Here is a 17554-nt window from a genome sequence, read left to right on the forward strand (position 1 = left end):
TAAAAAATGATTAATTAAACAAATAGTGCTAAGTGTTTTATGTGGCTTTTTTAAGGAGTTTAATGCATTTACCGATTATTGAGTGTTACATTCTTGTTTAAGGCCTATAAATAGCCTTAAATCAAGTGTTTTGTTGTGAAAGATGTTCAAGGTGTTTTTATCTATTATAAGACATAAAAAAACACCGTAATCAACATTACGGTGTTTTTAAGTTTATTTAAGTATTATAGGTTATTTAAAGAGCCTAAATATGTCATTACCGTTAGCAAAAAGTAATAAGGCAATTAATAAGATGAATCCCGTTACTTGGGCATATTCTAAAAATTTATCACCAGGTTTTTTACCAGTAATCATTTCCCAAAGTGTAAATACAACATGACCTCCGTCTAAAGCAGGAATCGGTAATAAGTTCATGAAACCTAACATAATTGATAAGAATGCAGTAATGTTCCAGAAAGTTTCCCAGCTAAATTCTGAAGGGAAAATACTACCAATAGAAATAAAACCACCTAATCCTTTATAAGCACCTGTGCTAGGATTGAAGATTTTTTTCATTTGCTTAATATAATTAGTTAAAGTAGTCCAAGCTTTGTTTGTACCAGCAGGAATTGCTTCAGAAAATGAATACTTCTTTTCTGCTAAGTCATAGTAACCTAATTTTTCTAAATCTTTTAAAGATAATTGAGCAATAGCTACACCAACTTTACCGTTTTCAGATATTTTAACAGGGATATCTATGCTTTCATTACCTCTTTTTACAGTAACACTGATATCTTGGTTTTTATATTTATTGAGCTCTTTTTCAGCTTGATCAAAATATTTGATGTTAACTCCGTTAATAGCAGTAATTATATCTTTAGATTGTAAACCACTTTTTACGTTTGGAGAATCTTCAGCAACTTTTGCTATAATAAATGGATATCTTGGTGTTATAAAACTTCCAGCGTTTTTACCACGATCTACTAGTTTTGAAATAAAATCAGTAGGAATTACTTTTTCAATAACAGTTCCATTTCTTTCAATAGAATAGTTGTTTCCATTAATAAACTCTATAGGTAATTCTCTAAATTTTTCAATTGCTTGTCCATCTACAGTAAGTATTTTATCTCCAGTTTCTAAACCTAAATCTTTACCTAACTGGTCTTGTACCCATACACCATCTTTTAAGTTCTCGTTAGGTAAAAACTTTTCACCATATGCATACATTAAACAAATGTAGATAACTATACCCAAAACAAAATTTACAATTACACCACCAAGCATAATAATTAAACGTTGCCAAGCTGGTTTAGAACGAAATTCCCATGGTTGAGCAGGTTGTTTCATTTGCTCAGTATCCATACTCTCATCAATCATTCCAGAGATTTTCACATAACCACCTAATGGAATCCAACCAATACCATAAACAGTATCACCAATTTTCTTTTTAAATAAAGAGAATTTATAATCGAAGAAAAGGTAAAACTTTTCAACTTTAGTTTTAAATAATTTGGCAGGAATAAAGTGTCCTAACTCGTGCAAAACAATTAAAAGCGATAAACTTAAAATAAATTGTGATGCTTTTATTAATATCTCCATAAAGGCTTGTGTCTAAAATTTAAAATCTGACAAATGTACGTTTTTCGAAAGAGTTCTAAAAGTTTGTACTCTAGTTCGACTTAGGATTTAACAAACTTTTTAAGTTTAAGAGAGATTAACCCTGTTTTAAGTCGTATTTTTGTAGAAAAAAGAGAGAATGGACTTTAAATTCTTTAAAAAATCTAAAAGCACTTTAATTTTCTTATTAGTTTTTTGTGCTATTGGAATCCCCGTTTTTTATCATTTAGTAAAAGTTGATGATAGATTACCAATTTATAATCCTGCAGATATTAATCCAAAACTGGTGGATGTTTCCTTAAGAACAAAATCTAGAAATCATAAGGTTGGTGATTTTAAGTTAATCAATCAGAATGGAGAAACAATAACAAATGCAGATTATAAAGGTAAAATTTATATTGCAGATTTCTTTTTTACTCGTTGTCAAACTATTTGTATAGCTATGGCTTATAATATGAGTGAGTTACAAGAACACTATAAAAAGGATGATGATATTATGTTTTTATCACATTCAGTAACACCAGTTATGGATAGCGTTCCACAATTGAAGAAATATGCATTAGAAAAAGGAGTTATTGATGGAAAATGGAATGTAACTACTGGAGAAAAAAAGCATATATATAATTTAGCTCGTAAGCATTATTTTGCAGTTTTAGACGAAGGAGATGGAGGAGAGAACGATTGGGTTCATACAGAAAACTTTGTGCTAATAGATAAAGAAGGACGTATTAGAGGTTCGTATGATGGAACCAAAAAAGAAAACATGCAGAAAATTATAGATGATATTACGCTACTGAAAAAAGAATACGAAGAATAAAAAAAGAGACTGTTTAAACAGTCTCTTTTTTTATATTTTATTTCCGTCCTCATCAAAGTTTTTGTTTACTTCTTGTTCTGTTTTAATAACAGAAACTGCTAGAGATAGTAACATAATAGCCATGGGTTGCCAACTAATATCTTTACTTATAAAAACAAAAATTAATGCAGCTGCAAATGATACTGCAGAATAAATTAAAAATTGCTTTATAAAAAATGCATTGGCAAATCTCCAAACAGTTTCGTTTTTCATGGTTTTGTTGGTGCGATAACCATAAAGTGAGTTAATTTTTTTTGGGGGAAAGAAATAAAAAATTATACTGAAAAGGAAAAGTAATCCATTAAGAGACAGTACATAATAATATGGGTTCATTTTTATTTTTTTATCGAGTTTATAATTCCTTTTAATAAAGTGTTCATGTCAGCGTTCTTAGTAAGCCCAGTTCTAACAACTACTAAATCTTCACTTGGCAAAATAAATACATTTTGACCTTTATACCCATTAAAAGAATACATATTTGTTGGTACATCAGGATAACGCTTTCCTGCATTTAACCATATTTGTGCTCCATACCAACCATCAGAACCTGGTGTTGGAGTAGTTGCATATTGTACCCAATCTTTATCAAAAAGATGTTCTCCATTCCATTCACCATTATGAAGATATAATAAACCTAATTTTGCCCAATCTCTTGCAGTTGCCCAAGCATAAGAAGAACCTACAAAGTTTCCACTCAAATCAGTTTCAATGACCATTGAATTCATTCCTATTTTGTCAATTAAATTACTGTACCAATAATCTAAATACTCTTGATGCGTTTTAAATTGACTACGGATGATACCAGAAAGTAAATTAGTAGTACCAGAAGAATAATTCCAAGTTTCGTTTGGTTTACCTACTAAAGGTTTGCTTATTTGAGTTTTAGTCATGTCGCTTTCAAGAAATAGCATCTTTGTAACGTCAGAAATAGTATTATAATCTTCAAGCCATTCTAAACCAGAATTCATTTGAAGTAGGTTGTGAATTGTAATGTTTTTACGGTCATCGTTTTCCCATTCTTTAAACAAATTGCTTTGCTCAACATTAACTTTTCCTTGGCATTGTAAAATTCCAAAAACAGTGCTCGTAATACTTTTGGTCATAGACCATCCTAACTGTAAAGAGTTTTTATCGAAATTATCAGCATACTTTTCAGCAATAATTTGATCTTTATAAACTACAAGCACAGATCGAGTTAGGTTTCTCGAATTAAAAATAGTATCAATAGTTTCGTTTAGCTTTTTGTAATTGATATTAGAAAAAACAGTGTCTATTTGATCTGCATTTCCATAAGGGAAAGGAGTAGTATTATCGGCCTTTGACCTTTTTGGAACTAAAGGAGTTTTAGAAGCGTCGTAGTCGTCATTAATTAAAACAGCTCCTAATCCTTTTCTGTAAACAGCTTTTCTTTTTAAAAGTCCAAAAACTGAACCAGTAGCAGATTTTTCTTGAGAGTTAATTTCATCGGAAGTTAAGTTTATTGGAGAAAAATTATTGTCATTTTCATCAGTAAACTCTAGGCTTCTTTCAGCTAAGAAAACCGAAGAGGCAGTGTTTTTAGCGGAATATCCAGCTAAAATATTTAACTTAGGGTAATTGTAAACTACAACAGCAATAAGAACAATTGCCAGTAATAATAAAATTCTTTTGATATTTTTCATTAGGGACTCTTTTTTAGCAAATGTAAGAATTTAATTGATTGGTGTTTATATTTGAAATGCAAGCACTACCTTTGTCTTAAATTTACTTTTTATATGTTGAATGTAGATAAGATTAGAGCTGATTTTCCTATTTTAAATCGTACAGTACATGGGAAAAATTTAGTGTATTTTGATAATGGAGCAACTTCTCAAACACCTCAAATTGTGATTGATGCAATTGTTGATTATTATTCGAATTATAATGCTAATATTCATAGAGGAGTGCATACCTTAAGTCAGGAAGCAACCGATAAATATGAAGAAGCACGTATAAAGATTCAAAAACATTTTAATGCAAAGCATTCTTATGAAGTTATTTTAACTTCTGGAACTACTCATAGTATTAATATTGTAGCATCAGGATTTGCTGCTTTATTAAAAGAAGGGGATGAAATAATTGTATCATCATTAGAACATCATTCAAATATAGTTCCTTGGCAAATGCTTTGTGAAAAAACGGGTGCTGTTTTAAAAGTAATTCCAATGGATCAAGATGGTTCGTTAAGAATGGATGTATATCATGAATTATTAAATAATAAAACCAAATTGGTTTTTTGTAATCATGTGTCGAATGCATTAGGAACGATTAACCCAATAGAAGAAATTATTCATGCAGCGCACAAATTTGGTGCGTATGTTTTAATTGATGGAGCGCAGGCAGTTCCACATATAAAGCCAGATGTTCAAGAATTAGATGTTGATTTTTATGTAGCATCAGCTCATAAAATGTGTGGTCCAACAGGAGTTGGTTTATTATACGGAAAAGAAGAGTTATTGCAAATGTTACCACCTTATCAAGGAGGAGGAGAAATGATTGAAACGGTAACTTTTGAAAAAACTACCTATGCAGGATTACCTCATAAGTTTGAAGCAGGGACACCAAATATTTGTGGAGGAATTGCTTTTGGAGTTGCGGTTGATTATATGAATTCAATAGGTTTTGAGGCTATAGATCAACAAGAAAAAGAGTTGTTAGCTTATGGAACTCAAGAGTTGGAAAAAATCGAAGGATTAAAAATTTACGGAACTGGTAAAAAAGCTTCTGTAATATCATTTAATTTGGAAGGAATACATCCGTATGATGTTGGATCTATCTTAGATAAACTAGGAATAGCAGTTCGTACAGGACACCATTGTGCGCAACCAATTATGAACTTTTATTGTATTCCAGGGACAGTAAGAGCATCATTTGCTTTTTACAATACCAAAGAAGAAATAGATGCATTGGTAACAGCGGTTAAGAAAGCCAAAATGATGTTGAGTTAAATACTACTCAATAATTAATAAAATAAAAAAACCACCTGTTTAAAGAACAAGTGGTTTTTTTATATATAAACGTTAAATTTTTAACTAGTCTCTTGACATAAAAATTTGTAATACATACCAGAATAAAAGCATTAAAGAGGCAAATAAACCTAATGCAGCAGGGATGTAATCATCAGTAGAAAATTTATGTACTAAGTTAGAAGTCTGGTATAAAATAGATCCAGCAGCTAACACACACATTCCTACAGAAAACCATAAACCAAGGTTAAAACCAAATAAGGCTCCTGCAATGATTAATCCAATTGCTATAAAAAATCCAACAGTTAATCCAGCTCTGATAAAAGAAAAATCTTTTTTAGTAATAAAAACAATAGAAGAAATTCCTGTAAATAAACCAAGCGTAACAATTCCTGCTTGTTTAATTAAATCTAAGCTATTGGTATACATAATAGCCATGTAAATTAATGGTATAAAAATAAAAGCTTCAGCAAAAATATAAGCTGAATATGCTAAATATTGTAAGTTTTTATCAGAGGTTTTTAAAGCAGTACTTTCAGCATAATTAGTAATTAGCATAAAACCACCTAATAATAATAACCACTTGTATCCTTGAGTCATTGATAAAGCAAATTCTACAAGAGAAGCACTTTGTAAGAATAGGTATTCAAATACAATAAATAGTAAGATACCACCACCTACATGCGCATAGGTTTTTTTGTAAAAAGCGACTCTGTCTGCTTCCGATACTTGTGCAACAAGTACCTTAGGTCCGTTGTCAAATGAGTTTTCCATAATTAATTTTTATTTTGGAGTAAATATAGCTTTTTTATAGAGATAATCTTTACTATGTGTAATTGTTATGAATATTGCTTTTTGAAACGAGTGTATTTGCGTATTTCATATCGTTAAATGTTTAAAATTGACGTTTTTTTATGTTTTTAGTTAAAAATTAAACAATATGGTATTTTTGTTTTTAAGCTTCTACAAGTTGATTTTAAAGAGAAAATCCATTTTTTTAACATTTTTTTAGGAATTAAAAAAAAACTATATATTGCACATCGTTAAAAAACCCTTCAATTTTTTACATAAATAATAAAATACATATTCTTTTTTTATTAAAATGATAATTGGAGTTGTTTTTAGCACAAACCAATAATACCTAAAGGGGTAATTATTATTCAACTAATTTTTTTAATTTTTCACAACATGAAAAGAATTTTTTTAACATTAGCAGTTGCTGCTTCCGTTTTAATTGGATGTCAGCAAAATGGTCAAGACTCAGTTTTACCAACTCAAGAAGCAATCGATATGAGCGACTTCTATTTGGTAACTGATGCTCATGAGTCAAAAGGGGGAAGTGAGCAGTGTCATTCTATGCGAGTTTTAAACAGACAGTTAAAAGAAAACCCAGGATTGTACAAAAAGATGTACGATGTAGAATACGCAACGCGTAAATTTATTGCAGCAAAAAAAGGAAATGGAAATGGAAACGGTAACGGCGGTGGCGGTAACACTGGCGGAGGCGGTGGTGGAACTACTCCTGATAACTTAGGAGTAATTAACATACCAGTATATGTGCATGTAGTTTATAGCAATTCACAACAGAATATTAGTGATGCGCAGATAGCCTCACAAATGACAGTTTTAAATGACGATTTTAGAAAACAAAATTCTGATGCAAGTAATACACCTTCTGAATTTGCAGGAGTAGCAGCAGATGCTGAAATCACTTTTTCTTTAGCTGGTACTTTTAGACATGCTAATTCTACGGCTTCATGGGGAACTAATAATGCAGTAAAATCAGCATACCCACCAGTTACACCACAAACACATTTAAATATCTGGGTAGCTAATATTGGTGGAGGAATTTTAGGATATGCTCAATTCCCAGGTGGTAATTCTGCTACTGATGGTGTTGTGTGTTCTCCTCAATATTTTGGAACTACAGGTTATGTATCTGCACCATTCAATGGAGGGCGTACTATGACACATGAAGTTGGTCACTATTTAAACTTACGTCACATTTGGGGTGATGGTAGATGTCGTCAAGATGATTTTGTAGCCGATACACCATCTTCAGATGCTCCAAACTATGGATGTCCATCATATCCAACAGTTAACTGTCGTTCAAATGATATGACTATGAACTATATGGATTATACAGATGATGCTTGTATGTCTATGTTTTCTGAAGGTCAAAAATCAAGAATGAGAGCAATTTTTGCTGACGGAGGAGCAAGAGCTTCTATGCTAAACTAGTAAAAATTAATATTTGAAAATATTTTTATAATTGCTGAAAAGTCAAGAGAATTTCTCTTGACTTTTTTTATTTTTAAGAACTAAAAATAAGTTCAATGTTATTTGACAAATCAAAAATTTATATTCTTGTTTTGTTGGTGTTTTTTAGTTGTGATAAATCAACAAAGGATAAAGAAAAAATGAACAAAATAGTTGTCGCACATAGAGGGGCTTCAGGATATCTTCCAGAGCATACCATGGAAGGAAAAGCAATGGCTTATGCTATGAATCCCGATTATATAGAGCAAGACTTGGTATTGAGTAAAGACAATGTACCCATTGTTATTCACGATGTGTATTTAGATGATGTAACCAATGTAGCTCAATTATTTTCTGATAGAAAAAGAGAAGATGGACGTTACTATGTTATTGACTTTACTTTTGATGAATTACAACAGTTAAAGGTAACTGAACGATTTGACCCTAAAACAGGTAAACAATACTATCCTCAAAGATTTCCAAAGGGTAAAGGAAATTTTAAGCTACACTCTTTACAAGAAGAGATTGAATTAATTCAAGGATTAAATTATAGCACAGGAAAAAACATTGGAATTTATCCAGAAATTAAAAATCCTGAGTTCCATCACAAGAATGGAAAAGACATTGCAAAAATTGTATTAGAGATTCTTTCAAACTATGGATATACAACCAAAGAAGATAAATGTATTTTTCAATGTTTTGATGCTAAAGAACTAGAAAGGGTTCGGAAGGAATTAAAATCAGAACTGTTTTTAGTACAATTGATTGAATTTCCAGAAGAAACTAAACAGTTAAAACATTTTGCATCATACGCAGACGGATTAGGTCCATGGTATACACAAATCTTAGATGAGAAAGTAAATGATAAATGGAAATTTACACCGTTAGTAACTGAAGCTCATGAGTTAGGTTTAAAAGTGCATCCCTATACGTTTAGAGCTGATCAATTAAAAGAGTTTTCTTCTTTTGATGAAATGATGCAGGTTTTGTTGTTTGAAGCCAATGTAGATGGAGGTTTTACCGACTTCCCAGATAAGATGAAAGATTTCTTAGAAAAGAATTAAATAATTGCTTTAAAATAGTATCAATTGAAAGATCAGCCAGTAAAAGGAACAAAAAGGATAGAAGTATTAGATGTTTTTAGAGGTTTTGCAATTTTAGGAATCTTTGTAGTTAATATTGTTGTAATGAATTCAACATATTTGAATCAAGATGAATTTGCTAAGCAATGGACAGCCAATATTGATATTATTTCGAGCAAAATCCTTCAACTGTTTTTCTATACCAAGTTCTTTCCTATTTTCTCGTTACTATTTGGCTTAGGTATTTCAATGCAGGCATTAAAAATGCTAAAAACACGTAAAAATGTATTTCCATTTTTTGCAAGAAGAATGTTTTTTCTATTTCTATTTGGTGTGTTTCATATTGTTTTTTTATGGTCTGGAGATGTTTTAAATATTTATGCAATCCTTGGACTTTTCACTACCTTAATGATTGATAAATCTAATAGAACAATTCTTTTGTTAGCATTATTCTTTCTACTGTTCCCTTTTTATGATGCGATTATTGAATATGTTTTTAATCTTGTCAATTTTAAACCTGAAGTCTATTTAAGTGATTATACAGGCAAAATAGTTAATCAAACAATTAAGAATGGCACATACCTAGACGGATTGAATTTACGCTTGTTAGAATACCTTTCTAATACACCAATGTTATTTGGATTCTTAGCACCAGTGGCTATTTCGATGTTTCTTTTAGGGCTCTATTTGGGTAAAAACAAAATTTATACATCCTTAGATCAATTCACAGAAAAGATTAAAAAGCCAGCAATTATAATTGCAGTATTAACTAATATTTACAGATTGTTATTTTTATTTGTACTTACCAGTAGTTCCGTGTATTCAATAAAAATTTATAGAGATATTTTTATAAAACTAATGGTGCTTTCCGATATAGCAATGGGATTATTTTACTTGTGGTTAATTAGTTGGTTTTGGTATAATACAAGCTGGAAACGATTGTTATCACCTTTAAAGTATGTAGGAAGAATGGCACTTACCAATTATTTAATGCAAAGTTTTATAGGACTATTTCTTTTTTCATCAGTAGGGTTTAGGTTATATGAAACATTAAGTCCGTCAATGGCATTGTTAACAGCTATTGTAGTGTTTATTTTCCAGGTATTTATTAGTAAGTTGTGGCTTACCTATTATAAATATGGGCCATTAGAATGGTTGTGGAGGTGTTTAACTTATAAAAAGAGATTGCCCATTAAGAAGTAGTGCTAGTTGGTAACTTCAATAAGTTTGTTTCGGTAAGCTGATAATAACTTAGACTTAGAGATAAAACCAACATATTTTTTATCCTTTATTACAGGTAAGTTCCAAGCATCACTTTCTTTAAATTTTTGCATTACTTCTGCAACCGAATCATTATAAGAAATAATAGCAGGAGCACTTCTCATAAAAGTTTCAACAGTTACTTTATCGTACATTTCACTATCAAACATAATAGGTCTGATATCATCCAATAAAACAATACCTAAAAATTGCTGTTCTTCGTTAATAACAGGAAAGATATTTCTATTAGAATTGGAAACAGATTTTTTAAGCATTTCACCTAAAAGCATTTCAGAATGTACAGCTTTAAAGTTTGTTTCAATCAACGAATTAATTTTCATCATCATTAATACGTTTTTGTCTTTGTTATGTGTAATAAGTTCACCTCTTTCAGCTAATTCAACAGTGTAAATAGAATTGGAGATGAAGTATTTTGTTACGGCAAACGAAATTGCTGCTACTAACATTAACGGAACAAATAAATCATAACCTCCAGTAATTTCAGCAATTAAGAAAATAGCTGTTAAAGGAGCGTGTAACACACCAGCCATTAATCCAGTCATTCCAATTAAGGTAAAATTAGATTCAGATACATTACCACCTAATTGATTAATGATTTTTGCACATACATTACCTAAAGCACTTCCCATAACTAGTGTTGGAATAAAAATACCTCCAACACCACCAGCAGCAAAAGTAGTAGTCATGGCAATGGCTTTAAATAAAGTGATTAGCAATAGTAAGCCAATTACTACCCAAACATTTTTGAAGTTTACATCATAAGGAATGTCTTCTAAAGCAGCCAATGCATTTCCTTCCAATAAGTTGTTAATTAGGTTATAACCCTCACCATATAAAGGTGGAATTAAATACAGCATTAATCCAATAGCAATTCCTCCAAAAATTAATTTATGAATTGGTTTTTTAATTCTTTTAAAAAAATTGATGATTCTAAAATAGATTTTTGAAAAGTATACAGAAGCAATACCCGTTGCAATACCCAATAAAACGTAATAAAAAACATCATTAACTTCAAAAGTATCGATGAGTTCAAAACCGAGTAAGGCATCTTTTTCAAAAAAGAAATAAGAGGTTACTACGGCAGATACTGAAGCTAATAGTAATGGAACTAAAGAAGCAAAAGCCAAGTCTAAACTAAAAATTTCTACAGCAAAAATAATGGCAGCAACAGGAGCTTTAAACATTGAAGACATTGCACCGGCTGTAGCACAACCAATTAACAACATCCTTGTTTTTCTGTTCATATGAAACAGTTGCGATACTGTCGATCCTAAAGCTGCTCCAGTACTTACGGCTGGGCCTTGTAATCCTACAGAACCTCCAAAACCAACGGTAATAGGAGCAGTAATTAAAGAAGCATAGATTTTATACTTTTCTATAATTCCACTTCGCTTAGAAATAGCGTGTAATGTGGTAGAAATTCCATGACCTATTTCTTTTTTAATAAAGCGTTTTTTAATGTAGTACACCAAAACCAAACCGATAATAGGGAAGATAAAATAAAGAGAATGATGAATGTCTTTAATGAATCTTCCTTCTAATATGTTTTGAAAAAAAGAAGTAAGGTTTTTTAATATTAAAGTTCCAATACCAGCCAAAAAACCAACAAAAACACTTAAAACATATACAAATTGACGTTCGGAAATGTTTTTATATCTCCAAATAAGTATTTTTTTAAATATGGATTTCTTTTTTGGCATTAGTTGATTGCTGTTGTTAACTGGGCAAAGTTACTATACAATCTAGGGATTATAAATAATAACCCGTTTTATTTAGCGCTTAAATAATCGGTACCTAAATAACCGTTGTCTTTATTGTAATACCAAGCTCTGTTTTTTGGAAACTTAATACCGTTAATAACTTCTTCTTCAGATAATAAAATATACTCGCCGCTGTTAGGCTTGCTCTTAAAAAACTGATACACTTCCATGGCATACGTTTTTGTATTGAAATAAAAATACCAAGTATCTTTTCCAACAGTTTGATCATAAGTAGCTTTTAAAACTAAGTATTCTTTGCCTTTAAACTTTTTACGTTCAACTTTATTATGAATAATAGTTCCGTTATCTTTTAATTTCATTGGAAGACCATATAAATATGTATAATAGTTCTTATATAAATTGGCTCTGTCGCAACTTAGTTTGTGTTCTTTTAAAATAGCTTCCGACGGATTTTCTTGTCCGTTAAAACCAATTTTACACTCACCTTTATTAACAGTATACTCTGTTGTGTTTTCATCTCTGGTAGCTTTTACATAAAAAAAATCTTGAGGTAGATTGATTTTAATCTCGCTCTTTCGCTCAGGGCTTTTAGGAGTTTTCATAGTTACAAACAAAGTTCCGTTAAAGGTTTCCCAGTTACCATTAGGATCGTGATATTGAATAGCTTTTTCTAACAGTTCTTTTCCGGTAAGTTCTTGTGAAAATAATTGAACAGTAAGTAATAGTAAGAAAAATGTGATTAGTTTTTTCATGATATTATTGTTTAGATAAAGAGGATTTAAAATCGGTTAAGTCACCCAAATATAATTGTCTTAAAGCTTCTACGTAAGGTCTTTTATTATAATAACCTTCGTTAAAATCTTTAATAGCAGTATCAATCATAGATTTTGCTTCTTCAATTTTTCCTTGTTTTTTTAATATGAAAGCTTTGTAATATTTAGCATCGGCACTAAAACCATAAGAGTTCTTTATCAAACGATCAAAAGAAGCCTGAGCTTTATCGTATTTGCCCAACTCAAGATAAGCAATACCTTGATATAAAAAGGCAGTTACATCAACAGAGTTTTCACTAAAGTCTTTAATTTCTTTGGTAATGTATTTGTCGAAATAATAAATAGATTTTTCGTAATCTTTTAAACCTAAATAAGCAATTCCTCGCCAAGCATCTACGCTAAGTCCTTGAGGAGCATCGATAAAATCAGGAGTTAAAACGTCACTGGCATCAAAATCGGCAATAGCTTTTTTATAATCTCTATAAAACCATAAGTACAAATATCCTCTCCAAGGAATTCTGTATACAGAATCTAATTTCAGTGCTTTGTCGTATTGAGGTTTCCATTTATGAGGCATTCCTCTTTTTAAATGCGCAACCGATAGTTCGTAAACACCTTGTTCAAAAGTTGGGTCTATTTCTAAGGCTTCAACAATTCCATTTTGAAAAGGAGTTGAGCCTTGGGTAAACATAATGGCTTCTTTATATCTTTTTTCAGCAAGTTGCCTTTTACTAAGAGTATTTGCTTCATTTTTACATGAGAACATTAACAGAAGTGCAATAAGACTAAGGGATAATTTCAGTAACTTTTCCATTTTCAATTCTATAAGAGATATACATATAATAGTTATGAGGCTCGTCTTCGTAAGAAATAACATTCCAATGACTCGAGTTTGAAGTAAACTTAAAAAGTTTGTCAACCATTTTAGAGTTTAAAGGAGACTCATTTAAATCTAAATCCATTTCAATAATTTCAAACCAACCAGCATTTCCTTCACAATTCACTAAAAATCGAAAGTTTAAGTATCCAGAGTCGGTGTAAGTACTGTTGGCGTTAAATGTAGCATTAAGGCTGTCTCTAAATTGTTTTTTAGAACCGTTGTATGCACTTAAACTAGCGCTGCTATAAGTGTGCATGATTCCAACATCTTTACACAGTTTGTATGTGTCGTTTAAAAGAGCCTTATCGGTATCTATATAACCAACATAATGTTTAAAGGGTTTGTTTTCGGTATCATACGCTTTTTTAATGTAGAAATATCCATAGAGGGCTATTCCAGCAATAGCAATAACAATAGTGGCTAAACCTATTAGAATTACTTTAACAATTTTCTTTTTTTTCATGAAATGAAAATACTAAAAATCTTGTTAACAGTTTCGGGTTATAAGTCGATTTTTAAAAGTTCTTTCAATTGTTGTTTTCCTTTAGAAGTTAAGATTAGTTCTCTGGTGTTTTTATGTTTTCTGAACCAATCTTTTTGAAGCATTACTTCTAAAAATACATCTCCTAATGCACCCGCAATATGATGTTTTCTTTCACTCCAGTCTAAACACGGATGTGCAAACGATCTTTTTAAGTTTTGAATTTCTTCAATATGAATACCTAAGTTTAAAAACCATTGCTTTCCAATACTGGTAACAGAATATTGTTTATGTACAGGAGTAATGATTTGCTGAGAAATCAATGCTTCAGTAATTTTTACGCCCACTTCACCAGCTAAGTGATTGTAGCATGTTCTGGCATAGGTAAATGCTGAAACTTTGGGTTTTTTAATCTTTGTGTAATCTTTTTGCAAGGAAAGTAAACTAGCCATAGATTCAATAACTTGGGCTACTTCAGGAGAGCTAAACCTATAATAGCGGTGCCTTCCTTGTTTTTCTACAGAAAGAATATTCTTTTGAAGAAGTTTAGCTAAATGATTACTTGCCGATTGTAAAGAAATACCGCTACAGTTAGCCAGTTCAGTTGCAGTATAAGCTCTTCCATCTAGTAAATTCCATAGCATTATAGCTCTAGACTTATCACCTAAAAGACTTGCTATTTCGCTAAAATCGTTTTCTAAACTTTCCATAGGATTAATCCCAAACTTGTGGTCTTTTAATGTGTAAGGTTCTTAAATAACTTAATAATTGACCTGTATGAACCGCTTCATGATACACCATTCTGTTTAAATAATCGCCTAACTCTTTTACTTGATTTACTTCTTCTCGATGAATAACAATGTCTTTTAAATCATTCACAGATAATTGTTCTATCATTGTGTATAGTTCCGTTTTATATGATTCTGCGAATTGTAATTCATGGTTAACATCAATAAACGCTAAATCTTTCCATGGCGATGTATAGTTGCCTAAATTACCTCTATTTTTTATAATAGTATGAAATAAATGTTCTCCTTCCAGTACATGACGTATCATTTCAATACAGCTCATGGCTTTTGCATCAGGTTTCCAGTGAAGGTATTCAGATGGAATTCCTTTCCATACGTTAATACTTCTTCGTCTAGTTTCTTTAAAATTTAATAAAATGATTGATTTTGACTCCATGTGTTTTGCTTTTTTACAAAGGTAAATTCAGGGAGAATTTTATACTTCATTTTAAAATGAACTATTAATGTTTTTGTTGTTTTTTCTTTGTTGAGGTTATAAATCAGTTAATAATTATGAAAAACGAGTATAAGTATACAGCAACTATAAATTGGACAGGAAATAAGGGAGAAGGAACATTAAATTATAAAAGTTATGAAAAAAGTTATACCATAAATATAAGTGATAAACCACAAATTTTAGGTTCATCGGATGTAGCTTTTAAAGGAGATGGTAAAAAACACAATCCGGAAGAACTTTTAGTTACAGCAATAGCATCTTGCCATATGCTTTGGTATTTGCATTTATGTTCAGAAGAAAATGTGATTATAACAGCTTATAAAGACGCTGTTTCTGGTGTTATGGAAATTGATAAGAAAGGGAAAGGTTGTTTTTCAAAAGTTACTTTAAATCCTACAGTTACAGTTTTAGAAGCTTCTATGAAAGAAAAAGCAATAGCTTTACATGAAAAAGCAAATGAATATTGTTTTATAGCGAACTCAGTCAATTTTATAATTGAGCACAATCCAGAATGTATTGTTAAGCCATAAAAAAATCCCGCAATAGGCGGGATTTAAATATTTTATGCTTCTTCTTGTTGAATATCTAATTGAATACTCAATTCTTGTAATTGTTCGTTATCAATAGTAGCAGGAGCATCAATCATTACATCACGTCCTGAATTGTTTTTAGGGAAGGCAATAAAGTCACGAATTGTTTCTTGTCCACCTAAAATAGCTACTAATCTATCTAAACCAAATGCTAACCCTCCGTGAGGTGGTGCACCGTATTCAAAAGCATCCATTAAGAATCCGAATTGAGCTTTCGCTTCCTCTTCAGTAAATCCTAAATGTTTAAACATAATCGCTTGAGTTTCTTTATCGTGAATACGAATAGAACCTCCACCAATTTCGTTACCGTTTAATACTAAATCGTAGGCATTTGCTTTTACAGCACCTGGATCTGTATCTAATAATTCTAACTGTCCTGGTTTAGGTGAAGTAAACGGGTGGTGCATTGCGTGGTAATGACCAGTTTCTTCGTCTAATTCTAATAATGGGAAATCGATTACCCATAATGGAGCAAATTCGTCTGGTTTACGTAAACCTAAACGCTCGGCCATTTCCATACGTAAAGCAGATAATTGTGCACGTACTTTGTTGGTGCTTCCTGATAATATACAGATTAAATCTCCTGGCTTAGCTCCAGTTTTTTCAGCCCACTTTGCTAAATCATCTTGGTCGTAAAACTTATCTACAGACGATTTGAAAGAACCATCTTCATTACATTTTACATATACCATTCCTAAAGCACCTACTTGTGGACGCTTTACCCAGTTAATTAATTTATCTATTTCTTTACGAGTATATGAAGCTCCTCCTGGAACAGCAATACCTACAACTAATTCAGCATCGTTAAATACTTTGAATTCTTTGTGCTGAGCTACTTCGTTTAACTCACCGAACTCCATTCCAAAACGGATGTCTGGTTTGTCGTTTCCATATAAACGCATAGCATCGTCAAATAACATTCTTGGGAATTTATCAACCTCAACACCATTAATTTCTTTTAATAAGTGACGAGTCATTCCTTCAAAAATCTCTAAAACATCTTCTTGCTCAACAAACGCCATTTCGCAGTCTATTTGAGTAAACTCTGGCTGACGGTCGGCACGTAAGTCCTCATCTCTAAAACACTTTACAATTTGAAAGTATTTATCCATTCCACCAACCATTAATAATTGTTTGAATGTTTGAGGCGATTGAGGTAATGCGTAAAACTGACCTGCATTCATTCTCGATGGTACCAAGAAATCACGAGCTCCTTCTGGAGTAGACTTGATTAGATATGGAGTTTCAACATCGATAAATCCTTTATCTGATAAATATTTACGAACTTCCATCGATACTTTGTGACGGAAAATTAGGCTGTCTTTTACTGGATTACGACGAATATCTAAATAACGATACTTCATACGAATATCTTCACCACCATCTGTTTCATCTTCAATAGTAAAAGGAGGTAATTTAGCGTCGTTTAAAATTTCTAAGTTTGTAACTAAAACTTCAATATCACCAGTAGGAATATTAGCATTTTTAGATTGACGCTCTATAACAGTACCAGTTACTTGAACAACAAACTCACGACCTAATGTTTTGGCTTTGTCCATTAATTCTTTAGAAGTACGTTCTTCATCAAAAATTAATTGTGTAATTCCGTAACGATCACGTAAATCTACCCAGATCATAAAACCTTTATCACGTGATTTTTGTACCCAACCAGAAAGGGTAACCTCAGTATTAATGTGCGAAGCTCTTAATTCGCCACAAGTATGCGTTCTGTACATTTCTTGAAATTTTGAGGTGCAAAATTAAGGATAAATGTTAGGAACTTAAAAAATAAACTTTAATAACATT

The 17554-nt window shown here is 31.3% G+C and carries 17 protein-coding genes; 6 read left to right on the forward strand and 11 right to left on the reverse strand.

From position 1 onward, the window contains the following. Positions 1–231: 231 nt before the first annotated feature. Complete coding sequence (gene rseP / locus ACOQN8_RS07075; RefSeq protein ID WP_420552156.1) at positions 232–1578, reverse strand: RIP metalloprotease RseP; 1347 nt, start codon at positions 1576–1578, stop codon at positions 232–234. Positions 1579–1735: 157 nt separating this feature from the next. On the opposite strand from rseP, the gene ACOQN8_RS07080 reads away from it, so the two are divergent. Beyond that, positions 1736–2413 (forward strand): SCO family protein, encoded by a 678-nt coding sequence (locus ACOQN8_RS07080; protein ID WP_420552157.1) that lies wholly within the window; start codon positions 1736–1738, stop codon positions 2411–2413. Positions 2414–2443: 30 nt separating this feature from the next. Here ACOQN8_RS07080 and ACOQN8_RS07085 read toward each other — a convergent pair whose 3' ends face one another. Both ACOQN8_RS07085 and ACOQN8_RS07090 read right to left on the reverse strand, forming a co-directional pair. Beyond that, positions 2444–2785, reverse strand: coding sequence for an SdpI family protein (locus ACOQN8_RS07085; protein WP_420552158.1), 342 nt, complete (start codon positions 2783–2785; stop codon positions 2444–2446). Positions 2786–2787: 2 nt separating this feature from the next. After that, entirely contained in the window at positions 2788–4113 is a 1326-nt protein-coding gene (locus ACOQN8_RS07090; RefSeq protein ID WP_420552159.1) for a serine hydrolase domain-containing protein, read from the reverse strand. 93 nt (positions 4114–4206) lie between these two features. Here ACOQN8_RS07090 and ACOQN8_RS07095 point away from each other — a divergent pair, with 93 nt between their 5' ends. Further along, positions 4207–5418 (forward strand): aminotransferase class V-fold PLP-dependent enzyme, encoded by a 1212-nt coding sequence (locus ACOQN8_RS07095; RefSeq protein ID WP_420552160.1) that lies wholly within the window; start codon positions 4207–4209, stop codon positions 5416–5418. 84 nt (positions 5419–5502) lie between these two features. Here the strand turns inward: ACOQN8_RS07095 and ACOQN8_RS07100 are convergent, their stop codons facing one another. Further along, positions 5503–6210 (reverse strand): Bax inhibitor-1/YccA family protein, encoded by a 708-nt coding sequence (locus ACOQN8_RS07100; RefSeq protein WP_175578685.1) that lies wholly within the window; start codon positions 6208–6210, stop codon positions 5503–5505. 414 nt (positions 6211–6624) lie between these two features. Here ACOQN8_RS07100 and ACOQN8_RS07105 point away from each other — a divergent pair, with 414 nt between their 5' ends. From ACOQN8_RS07105 to ACOQN8_RS07115, 3 genes are all read left to right on the forward strand, one after another. Next, complete coding sequence (locus tag ACOQN8_RS07105; protein WP_420552161.1) at positions 6625–7677, forward strand: M43 family zinc metalloprotease; 1053 nt, start codon at positions 6625–6627, stop codon at positions 7675–7677. Between the two features lie 95 nt (positions 7678–7772). Beyond that, positions 7773–8759 carry a glycerophosphodiester phosphodiesterase gene (gene glpQ, locus ACOQN8_RS07110; protein ID WP_420552162.1) on the forward strand — a complete coding sequence of 329 codons (987 nt, stop codon included), beginning with the start codon at positions 7773–7775 and terminating at the stop codon, positions 8757–8759. A 24-nt stretch (positions 8760–8783) separates the two neighbouring features. Beyond that, positions 8784–9980 (forward strand): DUF418 domain-containing protein, encoded by a 1197-nt coding sequence (locus ACOQN8_RS07115; protein ID WP_420552163.1) that lies wholly within the window; start codon positions 8784–8786, stop codon positions 9978–9980. Positions 9981–9982: 2 nt separating this feature from the next. Here the strand turns inward: ACOQN8_RS07115 and ACOQN8_RS07120 are convergent, their stop codons facing one another. The 6 genes from ACOQN8_RS07120 to ACOQN8_RS07145 all read right to left on the reverse strand — a co-directional run bounded on the left by ACOQN8_RS07120 (position 9983) and on the right by ACOQN8_RS07145 (position 15098). Then, entirely contained in the window at positions 9983–11758 is a 1776-nt protein-coding gene (locus ACOQN8_RS07120; protein WP_420552164.1) for a chloride channel protein, read from the reverse strand. 68 nt (positions 11759–11826) lie between these two features. Further along, the gene (locus ACOQN8_RS07125) at positions 11827–12531 is read right to left on the reverse strand and encodes a DUF6503 family protein (protein ID WP_420552165.1); all 705 of its coding nucleotides are present in this window, start codon (positions 12529–12531) and stop codon (positions 11827–11829) included. A 4-nt stretch (positions 12532–12535) separates the two neighbouring features. Beyond that, the gene (locus ACOQN8_RS07130; protein ID WP_420552166.1) at positions 12536–13366 is read right to left on the reverse strand and encodes a tetratricopeptide repeat protein; all 831 of its coding nucleotides are present in this window, start codon (positions 13364–13366) and stop codon (positions 12536–12538) included. Beyond that, on the reverse strand, positions 13338–13895 hold the full coding sequence (locus ACOQN8_RS07135; protein WP_420552167.1) for a hypothetical protein: 558 nt from the start codon (positions 13893–13895) through the stop codon (positions 13338–13340). The genes ACOQN8_RS07130 and ACOQN8_RS07135 overlap by 29 nt, the downstream gene beginning before the upstream one ends. 38 nt (positions 13896–13933) lie before the next feature. Further along, positions 13934–14623 (reverse strand): ArsR/SmtB family transcription factor, encoded by a 690-nt coding sequence (locus ACOQN8_RS07140; protein WP_420552168.1) that lies wholly within the window; start codon positions 14621–14623, stop codon positions 13934–13936. A 4-nt stretch (positions 14624–14627) separates the two neighbouring features. Continuing rightward, complete coding sequence (locus tag ACOQN8_RS07145; RefSeq protein WP_420552169.1) at positions 14628–15098, reverse strand: DinB family protein; 471 nt, start codon at positions 15096–15098, stop codon at positions 14628–14630. Positions 15099–15214: 116 nt separating this feature from the next. Between ACOQN8_RS07145 and ACOQN8_RS07150 the strand changes: the two genes are divergently transcribed. Continuing rightward, complete coding sequence (locus tag ACOQN8_RS07150) at positions 15215–15688, forward strand: OsmC family protein (protein WP_420552170.1); 474 nt, start codon at positions 15215–15217, stop codon at positions 15686–15688. Positions 15689–15720: 32 nt separating this feature from the next. Here ACOQN8_RS07150 and aspS read toward each other — a convergent pair whose 3' ends face one another. After that, positions 15721–17484: an aspartate--tRNA ligase gene (gene aspS, locus ACOQN8_RS07155; protein ID WP_420552171.1), complete on the reverse strand. Its 1764-nt coding sequence runs from the start codon at positions 17482–17484 to the stop codon at positions 15721–15723. Positions 17485–17554 lie beyond the last annotated feature (70 nt).

The organism is Tenacibaculum aiptasiae (assembly GCF_965221665.1).
Taxonomy (GTDB): domain Bacteria; phylum Bacteroidota; class Bacteroidia; order Flavobacteriales; family Flavobacteriaceae; genus Polaribacter; species Polaribacter aiptasiae.

Excerpts from the sequence above, each read along its gene's own strand:
- ACOQN8_RS07130 (WP_420552166.1), bottom strand. The coding sequence starts at position 13,366 with ATGGAAAAGTTACTGAAATTATCCCTTAGTCTTATTGCACTTCTGTTA.
- ACOQN8_RS07120 (WP_420552164.1), bottom strand. The coding sequence starts at position 11,758 with ATGCCAAAAAAGAAATCCATATTTAAAAAAATACTTATTTGGAGATAT.
- ACOQN8_RS07085 (WP_420552158.1), bottom strand. The coding sequence starts at position 2,785 with ATGAACCCATATTATTATGTACTGTCTCTTAATGGATTACTTTTCCTT.
- ACOQN8_RS07100 (WP_175578685.1), bottom strand. The coding sequence starts at position 6,210 with ATGGAAAACTCATTTGACAACGGACCTAAGGTACTTGTTGCACAAGTA.
- ACOQN8_RS07135 (WP_420552167.1), bottom strand. The coding sequence starts at position 13,895 with ATGAAAAAAAAGAAAATTGTTAAAGTAATTCTAATAGGTTTAGCCACT.
- ACOQN8_RS07105 (WP_420552161.1), top strand. The coding sequence starts at position 6,625 with ATGAAAAGAATTTTTTTAACATTAGCAGTTGCTGCTTCCGTTTTAATT.
- ACOQN8_RS07095 (WP_420552160.1), top strand. The coding sequence starts at position 4,207 with ATGTTGAATGTAGATAAGATTAGAGCTGATTTTCCTATTTTAAATCGT.
- aspS (WP_420552171.1), bottom strand. The coding sequence starts at position 17,484 with ATGTACAGAACGCATACTTGTGGCGAATTAAGAGCTTCGCACATTAAT.
- glpQ (WP_420552162.1), top strand. The coding sequence starts at position 7,773 with ATGTTATTTGACAAATCAAAAATTTATATTCTTGTTTTGTTGGTGTTT.
- ACOQN8_RS07125 (WP_420552165.1), bottom strand. The coding sequence starts at position 12,531 with ATGAAAAAACTAATCACATTTTTCTTACTATTACTTACTGTTCAATTA.
- ACOQN8_RS07145 (WP_420552169.1), bottom strand. The coding sequence starts at position 15,098 with ATGGAGTCAAAATCAATCATTTTATTAAATTTTAAAGAAACTAGACGA.
- ACOQN8_RS07090 (WP_420552159.1), bottom strand. The coding sequence starts at position 4,113 with ATGAAAAATATCAAAAGAATTTTATTATTACTGGCAATTGTTCTTATT.
- ACOQN8_RS07150 (WP_420552170.1), top strand. The coding sequence starts at position 15,215 with ATGAAAAACGAGTATAAGTATACAGCAACTATAAATTGGACAGGAAAT.
- ACOQN8_RS07080 (WP_420552157.1), top strand. The coding sequence starts at position 1,736 with ATGGACTTTAAATTCTTTAAAAAATCTAAAAGCACTTTAATTTTCTTA.
- rseP (WP_420552156.1), bottom strand. The coding sequence starts at position 1,578 with ATGGAGATATTAATAAAAGCATCACAATTTATTTTAAGTTTATCGCTT.
- ACOQN8_RS07140 (WP_420552168.1), bottom strand. The coding sequence starts at position 14,623 with ATGGAAAGTTTAGAAAACGATTTTAGCGAAATAGCAAGTCTTTTAGGT.